This window comes from Stieleria sedimenti (genome assembly GCF_025060895.1).
GTDB classification, from domain to species: domain Bacteria; phylum Planctomycetota; class Planctomycetia; order Pirellulales; family Pirellulaceae; genus Stieleria; species Stieleria sedimenti.
In genome coordinates, this window is the sequence record NZ_JANZKV010000207.1 from 1 (window position 1) to 15,557 (window position 15,557).

Sequence of the window (15,557 nt, forward strand, 5' to 3'; positions counted from 1 at the left end):
GCGAATCGTTGAACTGCTCGGAGTCACCGAAGACACCAGCAGTTTCTTAGAGAATCCGCCGCCCGCCATCGCCCCGACAGTGGACCTCACCCAAGAGTACCGACCGTTGGTCCGGCCGGGGCAGGTCATCGGGCCCTACAAGATTCGCGAGCAGATCGGCGATGGCGGGATGGGAGTGGTCTTCGTCGCGGAGCAGGAGAAACCCCTGCGGCGCAAAGTCGCCTTGAAGGTGATCAAGCCCGGCATGGACTCCAAGGCAGTACTCGCCAGATTTGATGCTGAGCGAAATGCCCTGGCACTCATGAACCATCCAAATATTGCTAAAGTTCTCGATGCGGGAACGACTGAGCAAGGCCACCCTTACTTTGTGATGGAGTTGATCCAGGGGAAGCCCATCACGGAGTACTGTGACCAGAAGAAATTGACGATCAGCGGGCGGCTGGAGCTGTTCACTCAAATCTGTAACGCCGTCCAGCATGCACATTCAAAAGGGGTGATTCACCGGGACATCAAGCCGAGCAACATCTTGGTAACGGAGATCGACGGCAAGCCGGTTCCCAAAGTCATCGACTTCGGCGTCGCCAAAGCGCTCGGCGCCAATCTCACCGACCGCACGGTTTACACCAGTTATCAGTCGCTGGTCGGAACGCCGCTCTACATGAGCCCCGAGCAAACACAGCTCAGCGGTGTCGACGTGGATACCAGCAGCGACGTCTATTCGCTAGGCATCCTGCTGTATGAACTACTGACCGGCACCACGCCGCTCAGCCCGGAGGAACTCAAGCAAGCGGCCCAGGATGAAGTCCTGCGTCGGATTCGCGAAACCGAACCGCCGCGTCCCAGTAACCGCATCAGCTCGCTCGGCGAAACTTCATCGCAAGTCTCCGAGTGTCGCGGCGCCCAACCTGAACAACTCGGTCGCTTGGTGCGTGGAGACCTCGACTGGATCGTGATGAAGGCGTTGGAGAAGGATCGCAACCGCCGATACAAGACCGCCGACGCGTTCGCCGCTGATATCGGCAGGCATCTGACGGACGAGCCTGTGGAGGCGAGACCGCCGTCGGCAGGTTATCGACTGAGCCGCTTCTATCGGCGGAATAAAGGCTTGGTGGGGGTGTCGGGATTCGTGGTGTTGGTCGTGGTTTTGGCAACGGCGTTTGTGACGTCAGCTGGGCTGGATTCGATTCAACAACGAAAAGTAGCTGAGGAGAGACTTGGTGACGTTCGACGAAAAACGAACGAACTCGCAAAGTCGAAGCAGGAAGCCGATCGTCAAAAAAAGATTGCGCAAGACCGGCTTTTTTTAAGACTGGTCTTAAATGTGCTGGTGAACCCTTCTGCGGCTGAAGTCGATCTTCGGGAAGCAGCGGGGCTAGATCTCGCGAGGGAGAAATTGGCACTTCTATCGGCACTGACTGCCTTTTACGCAGACGAACTTGAATTGACGCGATTTCACTTGGCGGAAGCGGAGGACGGAGTGATTAAACATTCGATCCAAACTTGGGTTGAAGCGTTGATAGGAAGCGAACAAGAGTTTCTGCGCGCATCTCAATTGCTCGCGCAGTCCACACCAAGAAACAGTATTGAGGCTTTGATAAAAGCCCAACTCTACTGCGTCGCCGATCCGCAGCAGGCAATCGCAATTCTGGACGAATTCCCGGAGTCACGCGTTGAGGGGATTCTGGGACATGTAGTTAACGCAGCGGCGGAAGTACATCATCATTCCAATTCAACCAATCCTACTGGCGTTTTCAAGGCGATTGGGGAAATCGAGGCAGCTCGTGTCCTAAAGCCTGACAACCCGTTTATCAACACCATTGCGATCTCCTCCCTACGCTCGGCACACGTGACCGCCGAGCGATATGGACTGCAGGATAAAGCAGTCGATTATTTAGGTCGAGCGTTTAAGTTGGCTGAGCAAAACTCACAGAACTCATGGGCGCGGTCGAGCTTGTATGTCACAGCAGGTAATTTTGAGCAAGCGCTTCGCGTCATGGAAGAGGGATTTCTGAATGGTGCGGGTTCTACCCCAATGAACTACGTTCCTGTTGCGTGCATGAAGGGAAACCCGGAGGCGGCGATCAAAGTACTTCAGCAGGCTGATTCGAGTGAAAGAAGTCGCGACTCTTGTTACGTTCAGATCGGCTTAGCCCAACTCTATGCCCTGACGGGGTCCGACGACCAAACTCGTGAAATCATCAACAGTATTCAAGAGAAACACACGTCGTGCGATGCACGACTATACATGCTTTATGCATTGGCACTCGTGGATGGAGTGACTGAAGAAGCGCTGCGAAAGGAGGCTAAGTGGTTGCTCAGCGGCGCAGAGGATGCTGTGTTACCCTATCGCTCTCATCTCGCGTACTGGGCCTCCTCTGAGCCTGATGATGAAAAACTACTCAATGAGTCGCCAGCCAAGGGCCATTTTGAAATCGCGCTCCGATACTGGATTAATGGTAAATCCAAGGATGCGAATCGTCACTTTCAAAAACAATTGGATCTTGGGCGAATTGACGCTCAGGACCTCTGGTGCATGTATTTTCTCCGGCAAGCGGACGGCGAAATGTAGAGTCTAGGCTCTTGTATTTGCGATACGCTCTCTTTTCGTTGCCTAAGACGCCATGTCAGACATCACCACCATCCTCGCGAAGATCGATCAAGGCGATCCGTCGGCCTCAGAGCAGCTTCTACCGCTCGTCTACGATGAACTGCGTAGCCTGGCCGCCGCCCGGATGGCTCGCGAGAATCCGGGGCAAACCTTGCAAGCGACCGCGTTGGTCCACGAAGCGTATCTTCGCCTTGTCAAGAATGACGACGAGGTCGCCTGGGATTCGAGGGGGCACTTTTTCGCCTCGGCCGCTGAAGCCATGCGGCGGATCTTGATTGATCGAGCCCGCCAGAAGCAACGGCCCAAGTACGGTGGCGATCGAAACAAACTCGATTTGGAGATCCACTGCCCTGCCAGTGACGAAACGCCGGACCGCCTGCTGGCCATCAACGAAGCGTTGGCCAAGCTGGAACGGGAAAAGCCGGAAATTGCTGAGCTCGTAAAACTCCGCTATTTCGCCGGAGTTCCGCTCAAGGACGCCGCCCCGCTCCTTGGCGTATCACTGGCAACCGCGAAACGACGTTGGGCTTTCGCTCGGGCGTTCCTCTACGAAGAATTGGCCGACTGACGGACCCGATTCTGCAAGGTCAGCCGGAAAATCTTAGATTTTTCCCACCTCTCTGAGCCCTCTGGCTCAAAAACTCGCATTGGTTCCTGATAATCGAGATCCATAAGGAGTCATCCATGAGCCAAGTCCGCCCCATCGAAGACCTGTTCACCGAACTGATTGAGTTGAAATCTCCGGCCGAGCGCGAGGCTTACCTCGACAAGGTGTGTGGCGATGACGACGACCTTCGCAGCCGCCTGAAAAAGCTCCTGGCCGCGAATGAAAAGGCGGGGAGCTTTCTTCGGGACGACCAAGGCATTGATCCAACAGTTGATTTGGAACTCGACGCCAAGCTCGTTGGCTCGACCATCGGCCCTTACAAGCTCCGCGAGGTGATTGGTGAGGGTGGCATGGGCACCGTCTATGTTGCCGAGCAAGAGAAACCGCTCCGCCGCAAGGTGGCGCTAAAGGTGATCAAGGCCGGTATGGACTCGAAAGCGGTAATCGCCCGTTTTGAGGCGGAACGCAACGCCTTGGCGATGATGAATCACCCCAACATCGCCAAAGTTCTGGATGCCGGGACAACCGAGCAAGCGCGCCCGTTCTTCGCGATGGAGCTCGTAAGCGGCATCCCGATCACGGACTACTGCGACGAACACAAGCTGAGCATCGACCAGCGACTGGAGTTGTTCGTGCAAGTCTGCCAGGCGATCCAACATGCCCACCAGAAGGGGATCATCCACCGGGACATCAAGCCCTCGAACGTGCTGGTCACTGAACTCGACGGCAAACCCGTTCCCAAGGTGATCGACTTCGGTGTCGCCAAGGCTTTGAACCAGAGTCTGACCGACCGCTCGATCTACACGAGTTTTCAATCGGTGATCGGCACGCCGCTGTACATGAGTCCAGAGCAAGCTAACTTGAGCGCCGTCGATGTCGATACACGCAGCGACGTCTACTCGCTCGGCGTGTTGCTCTACGAGTTGCTGACCGGCACGACCCCGTTCGAGCAAAGCAAGCTCCGCGAAGCCGCCCAGCACGAGGTGTTGCGCATCATTCGAGAAGAAGAACCGCCTCGACCTAGCAACCGCATCAGCACGCTGGGCGAGACGGCTTCACGGATTTCACAGCTACGACAAACGCAGCCAGATCGTCTCGGTCGCCTGGTCAAAGGCGACCTGGATTGGATCGTGATGACCGCGATCCACAAAGACCGATCTAGGCGGTACGAAACGGCGAGCGACTTCGGGCAGGACATTGCGTCTCATCTAGCCGACAAACCTATTGCCGCACGACCTCCGGAATTTCGCTACTTACTCAATCGTGCTCTCCGCCGACATCGCACCGCGTTTGCTGTTTCGGTCATCTTGTTAGCTGCGATATTGATGATCGCAGCCGTCTCCACCTTTCTTTCCGTTAAGCTCAATAATGCGTTGACACTTGAGGAAAGCGCTCGTGAACGTGCTGAGGCTCTGTTGAAGGAACAGCGGCACCAAATCTACGATTCAGCAATAAATTCAGCGAATGAATCGCTTCGCCGTAATGATCCTGACGCCGCTCTCTCACTCCTCGGCGAACTTGATCCTAGCCAGGGCCGCGAAGACCTACGGTGCTTCGACTACTTCAATATCCGAAATCGGGCACTGGAGGGAGCCCCCATAGAAACGGTACCGTGGCATGCCCACGTCAATTCGGTCGCGGTTTCACCGGATAAAGCGAGAATTGCGGTCGCCGACGTGGAGGGGCGAATCGCACTCTTGGACGCCGATACACATGAGACGCTGTGGTCTGAGACGACCCATCCGCAAGGCCTATACTACACTCCCGTAGCTTTCTCACCGGCAGGTGACCAGATCGCGTATTTGGACGAAGATCCCAACATAGCACGACTGCGAAACCTCGTTACCAATGAAGTTTCTCGACTCATCGGGCACCAAGGCCAGATCGCTGAAATCGCATTTGCGCCAGACGGAGCAAGTTTGGCCACCGTCAGCCGAGACGGCTACCTGCGAATGTGGAACAGCGTTAGCGGCCAGGCCATTCGTGAGCCTTATGGCGTGAGTGATGCTGGACTCACTGCGATCGCTTATTCGCCAGACGGCGACTTCATTGCCGTGGGTGATAATTCGGCGCGCATCTTCGTCTTCGACGCGATGACTGGACAGAAGGTCTCGGAAATCCCGTGCACGGTGGTTAGGAGTTATGCCTCGGCATTTCCTGAAGAGTCTCAGAAAATCTTCCAACTCGCGTATTCCCCCGACCAGCGGTATTTGGTGGCTGCGTGCGGAGATTCCACGCTCAAATTCTGGGATCTGCAGGCCGAGGTCGAGACGATTCTGGCCGGACACACAGATCAAGTTCGAGGAGTCAGCTTTTCCGAAGACGGCGCGACTTTGGTGTCCGGTAGCCGTGATCAGTCCGTGCGATTATGGGACGTAAATTCGCGGTCGGAGCTGTGTACGCTCCGAGGCCACACGGGAGCCGTCCAAGATCTAAAGGTCTCCGGGGATCTCATTGTTACGGCAGGAGGGTGGGATCGCGCGATAAGGATCTGGAGTTTAAGCGAATCCCGAGCCTCAGCCGTGCACGAGGTAGATCGCTTGGTCACAGCCGTCGACTACTGTCACAGCAACTCCAGGGTGTATGTGCTTTGCGGAAGTCCTGAGGATCGGCATGTTGAGGAATTCAACCTAGTTACATTTGAGAAAACGAGATTTACTCCATCCGCTGAACCGATCTGCTGCATGGCAGGATCGAATGGAGGCATGTTGGTAACTGCCCAAGAATTGGGCAAGCTCTCCGTTTACGATGTTCGTTCCAAGGTGCTTTTGCATGTTCTGCAAGAAGAGTCCCGCAGCAAGCCATCTTGCCTGGACATCAATGGCGAGCGAGTGGTCGTGGGGTACGAAGACGGTGATGTGCAGCTTTGGAGGGTGGGAGAATCGTCTGCGCCAGTCACTTTTCGGACTGGAGTCCCAATTTCGAGTGTGGCCATAGCAGGAGATTTCCTTGCGTATGGGACAAGCAACGGAATTGTTCTTGTGAGGAATGCAACAACCGGCGATATCCTGCTCGAATTCGACTCCGGTGCCGGTCCGGCCCAGTCAATTGCCCTGGCTGAGGAATCTGGAAGGATCGCGATCGGTTCGCACGGCGGCAAGGTTTCTGTACTTGGAATCGGAACCTCTGCGACCCCAATGGAACAAGTCGGCCATTCTGGTCGCCCCTTTGCAATGCTCTTTATCGACGACGAAAGGACTCTGGTATCGGCAGGCTGGAGCGGCAATATTTGCTTTTGGAACCACAGTCCGCTTCGTCGCCGCATGACACTCGTTCAAGACCCCAGTCGCATCAACGCGTTGGCAATATCGCCCGATGGAGAGACACTGGTCTCGGGTGGTGACCGTTTCATAAGAATATGGCATGCGCCTCGACGCGACCATCCTTGACCGATTGCGGAGCGCCTCAGCGAAATCTCGGCGTCAGCCGTGCCGGACATCACCACCATCCTCTCGAAGATCGACCAGGGCGATCCTGCGGCCTCAGAGCAATTACTGCCTTTGGTCTACGACTAACTTCGCCGCGTCGCCGCTGCCAAACTTGCCCAGGAGAAGGTTGGCCAGACATTGCAGGCGACGGCGCTTGTTCACGAAGCCTACTTGCGTTTGGTCGGCCAGACGGACGAGCAAAAGTCGGACAACTCCCGTCATTTCTTTGCGGCGGCGGCCGAGGCGATGCGTCGAATCTTGATCGAACGTGCCCGAGCCAAATCGGCTCAGAAGCGTGGCGGAGAGCGCCAACGAGTCGAGTTCGAGGAGCTTGACCATCCAGCCGCTCAGAAGCCTGAACGCTTCATTCGACTCGACGAGGCATTGACCAGACTGGAATCACACGACCCGCGGAAGCCTCAGCTCGTCAAATTGAGATTCTTCGCGGGTCTGACGAATCAACAAGCCGCAAACGCACTTGGCATTTCCACTCCAACTGCCGATCGAGCGTGGGCGTTCGCCAGGGCGTGGCTCAAAACTGAGATGGATTCGGAGTGAACCATCGGACGTCACGCGCCGGGCTCTCCCACGGATGTGAGCAATACGCGCGGATTGCATAGGGCTATTTGCCGACCGGCCAACGAACGCGGTGAAAGCAGGCAAGCACATGCCCCTGAGTGGCTACCGTTTTGTCGTTGACGTACTGCGATTCGCAGGCGGTGTTGCGTCTTGCTCCAACTTCTAAGTCAGTCGACGTTCGTGTGCGTACACGCACGCATGGCTGTCGGTCCTGATGCCAGGAGACGCCTCCCCGATCGAAATGCTGGAGACCGCCGCGTCAGGTCGCTATGCTGTGCTTATGTCTGACGTCACCCAGATTCTTTCACAGATCGAACAGGGCGATCCGTCGGCGGCAGATCAGTTGCTGCCGCTGGTTTATGAGGAATTGCGAAAGCTGGCTGCTGCCCGACTCAAGCACGAAAAGCCGGGCCAGACGCTGCAGGCGACGGCCCTGGTTCACGACGCCTACATCCGGCTCGTAGGTAATGGATCGCCCTTCGACTGGAATGGCCGCGGCCATTTCTTCGGAGCGGCCGCCGAGGCGATGCGACGGATTCTTGTCGAGAACGCTCGGCGGAAACAACGCATCAAGCACGGCGGCGGCCGTCGCCCGATACCGATCGACGAGATCGACGTTGCCGACGAATCAACGTGCGAGGATCTTCTGACACTCAACATTGCCTTGGAACAGCTAGAGTCGGAGATGCCTGAAGTCGCCCAAGTGGTCAAACTGCGGTACTTTAGCGGACTAACGGTGGAGCAGGCGGGGCAGTCCTTGGGCATCTCGACAAGAACAGCGCATCGACATTGGGCATACGCCAAGGCACGTCTGTTTCAGCTCCTCAACGATGTGTGACCAAAGTTTCAGTTTTCCTGGCAGCTTTTGCTTCACTGCGTCGCACTGGATATCGTGAACCCGATAACTCCGGAGCAGCGCGATGACAAACCTTCAAGAACACGCCAAATCCATCTTTGACCAAGCACTGGAAATCGATTCGACGCAGGATCGTCGCGAATACCTGGATGGCCAATTCGGAAGGCACCCTGAGCTTCGCAATTCGGTCGAGGCGCTTCTGAAAGCCTATCACGACGCGAGCAGTTTTCTCGAGTCGCCTCCTGTCGGCCCGCCCGAAACTCAGGATATCCCCGAGGCCGTAGAATTGCTCAGCAAGGAAATTGGTCCCTACAAACTGCTGCAGCAGATCGGCGAAGGCGGTATGGGCACCGTCTACATGGCCGAGCAGACACGCCCAGTCACTCGCCGGGTCGCGCTGAAAATCATCAAACAGGGAATGGACACCAAGTCGGTGATCGCCCGCTTCGAGGCCGAGCGGCAGGCACTGGCGATGATGGACCATCCCAACATTGCGAAGGTCTTGGATGCGGGCACAACCGAAGGTGGACGCCCCTATTTCGTTATGGAACTGGTCAAAGGCGTGCCGATCACGGAGTACTGCGACGAGCACAAGCTAACGATTCAACAGCGGCTGGAACTCTTCATGCAGGTCTGTCAGGCCGTTCAGCACGCCCACCAAAAGGGAATCATCCATCGCGACATCAAACCGAGCAACGTGCTCGTTGCCCAGTACGACCGCAAACCGGTCCCGAAAGTGATCGACTTCGGCGTCGCGAAAGCAACCAATCAACGATTGACCGAACGGACGATGTTCACGGAGTTTGGCCAAATCGTCGGCACACTCGAGTACATGAGTCCGGAGCAGACGCAATTCAATCAACTCGACATCGATACTCGTAGCGATATCTACTCGCTGGGTGTGTTGCTGTACGAATTGCTCACCGGGGGGACACCGTTTGATGGCAAAAGGCTTCGCTCATCGGCATTCGAGGAGGTACTGCAAATCCTACGAGAAGAGGATCCACCAAGACCGAGCAGCCGTATCAGCTCGCTTGGAGACGCCGCCGGCAAGGTCTCCGCGAGTCGGTCGACTGAAGGATCAAATTTGGGAGCGGTGGTACGCGGGGATCTCGACTCGATCGTGATGAGATCTTTGGAAAAGGACCGAGCGCGGCGTTACGAAACAGCAAACGAGTTGGCAGACGATTTACGTCGTCACATGAATAATGAAGCCGTGCTCGCACGACCGCCATCGCCTATTTACCTAACGCGAAAATTTGTGCGACGCAATCGAATGCCAGTGCTGATTGCCGCAATTTGCGCCGCACTGCTGGTGGCTTTCGCCTTTTACGAAACACGTCGTCGAGCCACGCTTGCGAAAATCCTCAACAACTTCAGCAGCCAATTGTTCGTGGAAGGTATGGACCGCGCTCTACTGGGCGATGAAACCGCATTTAGGATTGCTGAGGACCTTCGTGACTTGCGGCCATATGAGCCAAATGTCGAAGCAGACCTCGTTAAAGCCGTGGCACGCTTCTTTTCCGGTGACATGAAAGATTTAGATGAGAGCTTCGACAACATTCTGATGCGCGATCCCGACAACCTCATCGCATTGTGCATGCTGGTAACCATCCACGGGTACCACCATAACTTCCACGTGGCAGACGGCTTTGCGCAGAAAGCACGTGTCGTCGCGGAGGAAGAGGCTCCAGACCAGTACGGCAAGCTTTTTTACACATATCTAAACTTATACCGAGATTATGATGTCGCCGAACAAACGCTTGAATCCCTCGTCGTTCAACGTCCAGATTGGATCATGGCACGGGCTCTCTATGCAACTGTATTGACTCACAAAGCGTATGACTCCCCGGATCGAACGGCAGCTGGCGAACTGATGGACCAAGCCATCGCAGAGATCAAGATCTGCGAATCGATTGCACCGCGCAGCCCCTTCGTGCGTTCCATTGGCCTGTTCACCTATACGACGGCCATGAACATGAGCGAGAACTCACTTAAGGCCAAATACGTTTCGATGTGTCGTCAGGCGATCGAGATTCTTGATCAGCTCGGAACCTATCCGCTGGGTGAGGTGCTGGTCGCCGAGTTTTTATTTCACCGAGGTCAATACTCTGAGGCGGCAGACAAGTTTGAGAAGTCCGGAATCTTTCACACAGGCCCCGCCATCATTCGATTCGGTCTGGATCAGTCACGAGATGCCCGTCAAAAGATTGAAGAACAGGCGGACCCGCTAACCACATCCCCCTCACTATGGATTACTCACAGTCTTCTCGCGATGGATGACGAGAGCGAGCGGGCGAAATTGAAAATTCAGATTCAACACTGGCAGCAATCTGGCGTACCTTGGTTTGAATGTCGTTCCGATGCGATTCTGCCGCAGATTCGTGCGCTGCAAATTGCACTCATGCTTCAGGAGCCAAAACTCGCTGCCGACAGAGCTAGGTCACTCACGGCATCGATGAGTGGTGATCAGGAAAACCGATACACTCCGTCTCGACTTGTTCTTGATTTTATCGACAAAGGAGACGAGACCTCGAAACAGAGACTCATGCAAGCTGCGAATGGTTCTCTCGAGGCGGAGCAGAATGCTCGGTATTGGGTTGCCCTGAAAAACCTCGCAGACGGGAACGAAGCGAGTTTCAGGCGGTCCCTTGCGGAGTGCAGCAACACAAATCGTGTCGGAATCATCAATTCCTCGCTTTGGGCATGGGCCTTGGAAAGACGCATCGATCACATCGAAGGTTGGCCCGTTTGGAATGACCATCCCGATGATTCAGAGTGACCGTTTCCCAACGGGCACCGCGATACACACCTAAAGCGCGGCAAACGCACACGCGTTGATGTCGACACCGCCTGGAAGACGACGATTGTCGATTGCGGAATGGGACTGAGCCAGTTTATCCGGAACGGCTGCTTGATCTCGATTTGGGTTCTTCGCGGTACACGCATACCGACAAACTGCACACTTCATGGGCCTCAACTCTATCTGCCGACCGGTCGGCAATACAAAAAGAGGGCCACATTTAAGTCAGTCCCGATGCCGAATTCGTTGCTCACACGTCTGCTTTTTGGGGCCTCCAAACAAATGGTACCATTTGTGTGCGCGGTAGGTCACTTCCTGCGGTCGCAGCATTCGCCCGTTTTGCCCCGCTTTCTGTAAACCTCATCTTCACCGAAAGGCCTGTCTTGGTCACCTTTTTGAAAGGAGTGAACTTTTCAATACGTTACGTCGGACGTTCGTAGCCGCGTCTCCGTTCCATGGCTTTGCCCCGGTTTTTTGTTCGTCGATCAGTGATCGGCGACGATCGGGCAATGCCTGCCTTGTCAGCGATGGTCGCCTTGCAACGCGGACTACAGGTTGGAGTGATTTGGGAATGATCGATCGTGATTCAGTACCGTCGTCCGTTGAGCCTGCCGCCCGACAGTTGGCTGCATCGCTGTCCAGCGAACATCGAGAGCAGATCCGATCCGGGCAGGAGCTCGATCATTTCGGATCCGGGTTGTCGATCCGCAACGATTGGTCGCTCTGGGACACCGACAGCCCGCTCAAACGCGATGCGGCGACGAATACGGCATCGCCCACGCTGACGACATCACCGGCCTCATACGGGCCTGGGCCATCGCGATCATCCGACGCTTAGAATTTGACCCGGTTTCGCGCTGCAAGCGGTACCGCGACCACTGGGAGCGATTTGGGACGGATCCGTTGACGGCCGGCGGTTTGGCAATTGACGGGGACTGATCATTCGTGGCCTGAACGCCGACGTCGACTGGGCCAGCGGGCCATCCAAACCTTGCCAAATGGCTTCACGCCCCCTGCTGCGGTACGCGGTTCCAGGCAGATGATCGACTTTCTGAAGGACCTAGGATTCATTGCCAACCGGAAGCGTGTGCACCCGATTGATGCGAAACATGGGCCGTGAGGGCATGTCGTAACGCAGATTCTTGCACAGATCGAACAGGGTAATGCCGCGGCAACCGACGAGTTGCTGCCTTTGGTGTATGAGGAATTGCGAAAGCTGGCTGCTGCCCGACTAAAGCACGAAAAGCCGGGCCAGACGCTGCAAGCCACGGCGCTGGTGCATGAGGCTTACGTTCGGCTGGTGGACCAAGCATCGCCGCAGCAGTGGGACGGGCGCGGACATTTCTTTGCGGCCGCCGCCGAGTCGATGCGGCGGATACTTGTGGAGCGGGCCCATAGCAAGGGGCGGAAAAAGCGGAGTGGTGATCGCCTCCGATTCCGCATCGACGACGTCGACGCCGCCGTCAACGCAGACATCAGGTGACCTGCCGAACGCTTCGAAAAAGATTTGTGCACCGATGCCGAACGGCTGGCCACGTTCCGGAATCGCCGGATGAGCGAAGCGGGTCCAATTAATTGAATCCCGTTTGTCAGTGTGCTAAAACTTCGGCACTAAAGTCACTAGAAGTTTCATAGCGGAGGTTCGATTATGCGTGGTGGAATATGTTGCTTGTTGCTGGTGCTGTGTGCGGGCGTTGGACATGCGGATGACGCAGAAAAGTCCATGAAGTTTTACAGCTGGTGGGACGGCAGTTGGGATGTTGAGCTGAAGCAGGATGGGGAGGTTCAGAAGTTTGTTATGACGATCACGAGACCCAATCCAAATGTTCATTTGGTGGAGGGCTTTGGTGTCGGTTTGTGGGGATATGATCCGAAGCGAAAAAAATGGGTTGGGACCGGGTTTGCTACTGACGGTAGCTTCTTTACAACCGTATTGAAGGGGCACCCTGGTGAAGTGGTTACGCCTGGTATAAAGCAGAAGGCAACGACCATATCCAAAAAACCAGATGGTTCAGTTGAAAAGGAGGAAGAGACCTGGATTTACGTTGACGACGATACTGCATCCGTCGTCGGCAAGATGACAAACGCGGATGGAGAGGAATCGTCTTTCGAATACACCTGCAAGCGTCGAAAATGATGCCTCTCTTCTCTTTTGCAAGAGACGAAAGAAGCCTGCTGCAGTTAAGGCGTTCGTAACCCATCGTCAATGGCAACGTAGAGGGATCGAGCACTCGTTGATCCAAAAGAGAGCCCGGTGAGACCAAGACGACCGTGGGTGTGCGTTCGCTGAACCTACGGCCAGATTGTTGATGTGCTTAGCACCAGAGACCGGGGACCGTGTTTTCCCGATCGCTGAAGACACCAGCCCCGTTTTAACATTCAAGCGAGTCGAACGGAAAAAGAAAGCAGCCAAATAGGCTTCGAGACGCTCTCGCTTTCAACGCGGCCCGGCGCTTGTCGAGCCGTATTCTTTGGGGAGATACAGCAGCCAGGAAGCAGCCTACTCTTACTTCCGTTTCAAGGTGATCGTCGGCCAGTCGGGGACGGCTTGAACTTCGACTATTTTGGAGCCTGTATTTGCTGGTAGCACCTTGGCGGCAACGCTGTCCGACGTTTTGTTGGTGGACAAGTGCTAACGACTTTCGATGTGAAGACCTATTCAACAATTCGACATCGACTGAGCAATCGATCGCAACTTTGGACTGCCGAAGCCAGATGAAATGAACATGGGGCATACCGTCGCACTAGGCCCAAAGAGGGCACGTCGTCACCCAGAGGAGGTGCGGCATCGCCTAACCTAACGTTAGCCGAACCCCCTAATCTTTCTCTCTTTCTGCGGAGGACTCTCGGATGATATCGAAAGCCACCTCGATGCTTGCCTGCTTCACACTGCTGCTCTTCACGCCAGCACTCGCTCAAGAATCTTCTCGTTCTGACTTCGAGGAGTTCTGCGAGGCGCATAAGGGAAGTTGGGTCGGTGACATTGAACTTGCTGCCAATATGCCCGGCTTCGGCAAGCAGGGCGACAGAATTACTGCTTACTCCCAGTGCCGAGTAAGCGACGACGGAAATACTATGATCTGTAGCAACCAAATCGGTGGTGACTTGGGTACGTGGGTGGTTGCCTACGACGCCGCAGCCAAGCGAATCAGGGGCCTTTATTCCACATCAAGTGGGATCTTTAACCAGTCGATCACGTACAGATCCGAAGACGGCTGGGTTGAGGAGGGAACCGGAACAACAAGCGAAGGCGAGAAGGTCGAAACCACTTTTCGGATCGCTGTGACAGACGGCGGCAACACACACACTTGGTCAGGTGAACTAACCGTCGATGGAAAGGCGGAGAAATTCCCTATCGAAGTCTGGAAGAGACTGGCGTCTCCGACCAAGGCCGATGCGAAGAAAGCGATTGACACTCTCGTGGGGCAATGGGCGCTGACGTTCGAAAAGGATGGTCACGAGAAGACCGCAAAAGTCACTGCAATCCCAAGCAGCAGTGGTATGGCGCTCCGAGTGACCTATCAAGAAACCGGTGAGCAGCCAGCGAGCGGCCTGTTCGCATGGCATTCGACGAAGCGGCAGATTGTCGAGACATGGTTTCGTGGCGGTGAGCATGTGCGGATCTGCTTTAACGGAATGACCGACGATGGTGCCCTGATCGGGCCGGTTGAAGGGATGCTCGATGGCAAGCGTTTCGCAGGAATTCGTGTCCTGAAATTCCATTCTCAAGACCACTACACACATACGATCCGCAGCACCATTAGTGAGGGAGAACCGCAACCGGAATTGAACCTGGATGCAAAACGTATCGTCGCCAACCCCGCAGACTGAAGAAGGATAGGCAGTACAGGGACGACGACCATTGGAGGCGAGCCCAATGACCCACTTCAAGACGTTTGGGTTCGAGTCAGCGATAAATAGGAAAGCATCGCAGCAATGCTTCAGCGGGTGTCTTTGTGCGCCCGCTCGCTGCGGGAGTCTTTGGTCGATTTCCCTTGGACGCACACTCCTCAACGACACGAGTCGCCCCAAGCCAGTACCGAGTCTTTTCAAAAATTAGAACAGAAATCCCAGTTTTCCATCAGAGGTTGTGCCATGAAATCAATCGTTACTGCACTGATTTTCGTTCTTGTTGCTTGTGGTGTCACGGATGCACAAGACGAGCCTGGCCCCGGTTTTGAACACTTGAAATGTTACGGGCCATTTATTGGGACATGGCGGTACGAAGGTCCATTGCTGAAAAGCGTGCCAGACATCGCTGAGAAGGGAACGAAAGTCGTAACACAGCTTTCGTGGCGGCGGATCTTGAACAAGAGTGCTGTCGAGTACAACTGGTCCGCCACATTCGAGGGAGGTGTCGAACTATCTGGGAAGGCATTGATTGGCTGGAATGCCGATGAGGAGAAGATCGTGTACGGCAGCATGAATTCAGTTGGTGATTTGAACTGGGGCACTGTGACACCCGACGCCACTGCGAGAACATTGACTAAAACTTCGAAGGGTGTTAACGGAAAGGGCGAAGAGAAATCGAGCGAAACCGTGTTGACCAAGACGGGCAAGGACACGCTCACCTCCCAGGCTTTGGAACGCAAAGGTGGCATCGTTGAAGGTCCAAGCCCACCTTACACGCTGAAACGAGTCGAGCGGGCAAAGAAGAAGACCGAGTGAAGTCAGTT

10 protein-coding genes and 1 pseudogene are annotated in these 15,557 nt (G+C 55.3%); all 11 read left to right on the forward strand.

Translation table 11 applies throughout. The annotated features are described in order from the left end of the window. On the forward strand, positions 1-2,569 hold a 2,569-nt coding region (locus NZK35_RS25220; RefSeq protein ID WP_259635296.1), incomplete at its 5' end, for a serine/threonine protein kinase. 52 nt (positions 2,570-2,621) lie between these two features. After that, a complete protein-coding gene (locus tag NZK35_RS25225; RefSeq protein ID WP_259635297.1) occupies positions 2,622-3,176 on the forward strand; it encodes a sigma-70 family RNA polymerase sigma factor in 555 nt (184 codons plus the stop codon). Between the two features lie 116 nt (positions 3,177-3,292). Next, a complete protein-coding gene (locus tag NZK35_RS25230) occupies positions 3,293-6,604 on the forward strand; it encodes a serine/threonine-protein kinase (RefSeq protein WP_259635298.1) in 3,312 nt (1,103 codons plus the stop codon). Between the two features lie 39 nt (positions 6,605-6,643). Then, a pseudogene (locus tag NZK35_RS25235) lies at positions 6,644-7,201 on the forward strand (sigma-70 family RNA polymerase sigma factor). A 301-nt stretch (positions 7,202-7,502) separates the two neighbouring features. Next, positions 7,503-8,060, forward strand: a complete 558-nt coding sequence (locus NZK35_RS25240; RefSeq protein ID WP_259635299.1) for an ECF-type sigma factor — start codon at positions 7,503-7,505, stop codon at positions 8,058-8,060. An 82-nt stretch (positions 8,061-8,142) separates the two neighbouring features. Then, positions 8,143-10,860 carry a serine/threonine protein kinase gene (locus tag NZK35_RS25245; protein WP_259635300.1) on the forward strand — a complete coding sequence of 906 codons (2,718 nt, stop codon included), beginning with the start codon at positions 8,143-8,145 and terminating at the stop codon, positions 10,858-10,860. 592 nt (positions 10,861-11,452) lie between these two features. Beyond that, positions 11,453-11,719 carry a DUF6794 domain-containing protein gene (locus NZK35_RS25250; protein ID WP_259635301.1) on the forward strand — a complete coding sequence of 89 codons (267 nt, stop codon included), beginning with the start codon at positions 11,453-11,455 and terminating at the stop codon, positions 11,717-11,719. Positions 11,720-12,019: 300 nt separating this feature from the next. After that, the gene (locus NZK35_RS25255) at positions 12,020-12,364 is read left to right on the forward strand and encodes an ECF-type sigma factor (protein WP_259635313.1); all 345 of its coding nucleotides are present in this window, start codon (positions 12,020-12,022) and stop codon (positions 12,362-12,364) included. Positions 12,365-12,550: 186 nt separating this feature from the next. Continuing rightward, positions 12,551-13,018 carry a hypothetical protein gene (locus NZK35_RS25260; RefSeq protein ID WP_259635302.1) on the forward strand — a complete coding sequence of 156 codons (468 nt, stop codon included), beginning with the start codon at positions 12,551-12,553 and terminating at the stop codon, positions 13,016-13,018. Between the two features lie 713 nt (positions 13,019-13,731). After that, positions 13,732-14,712 carry a hypothetical protein gene (locus NZK35_RS25265; protein WP_259635303.1) on the forward strand — a complete coding sequence of 327 codons (981 nt, stop codon included), beginning with the start codon at positions 13,732-13,734 and terminating at the stop codon, positions 14,710-14,712. 264 nt (positions 14,713-14,976) lie between these two features. Next, positions 14,977-15,549 (forward strand): hypothetical protein, encoded by a 573-nt coding sequence (locus NZK35_RS25270; protein WP_259635304.1) that lies wholly within the window; start codon positions 14,977-14,979, stop codon positions 15,547-15,549. Positions 15,550-15,557: the final 8 nt, after the last annotated feature.

Coding starts and splice junctions, on each gene's coding strand:
- NZK35_RS25245 (WP_259635300.1), top strand. CDS start 8,143: ATGACAAACCTTCAAGAACACGCCAAATCCATCTTTGACCAAGCACTG.
- NZK35_RS25225 (WP_259635297.1), top strand. CDS start 2,622: ATGTCAGACATCACCACCATCCTCGCGAAGATCGATCAAGGCGATCCG.
- NZK35_RS25250 (WP_259635301.1), top strand. CDS start 11,453: ATGATCGATCGTGATTCAGTACCGTCGTCCGTTGAGCCTGCCGCCCGA.
- NZK35_RS25270 (WP_259635304.1), top strand. CDS start 14,977: ATGAAATCAATCGTTACTGCACTGATTTTCGTTCTTGTTGCTTGTGGT.
- NZK35_RS25240 (WP_259635299.1), top strand. CDS start 7,503: ATGTCTGACGTCACCCAGATTCTTTCACAGATCGAACAGGGCGATCCG.
- NZK35_RS25265 (WP_259635303.1), top strand. CDS start 13,732: ATGATATCGAAAGCCACCTCGATGCTTGCCTGCTTCACACTGCTGCTC.
- NZK35_RS25230 (WP_259635298.1), top strand. CDS start 3,293: ATGAGCCAAGTCCGCCCCATCGAAGACCTGTTCACCGAACTGATTGAG.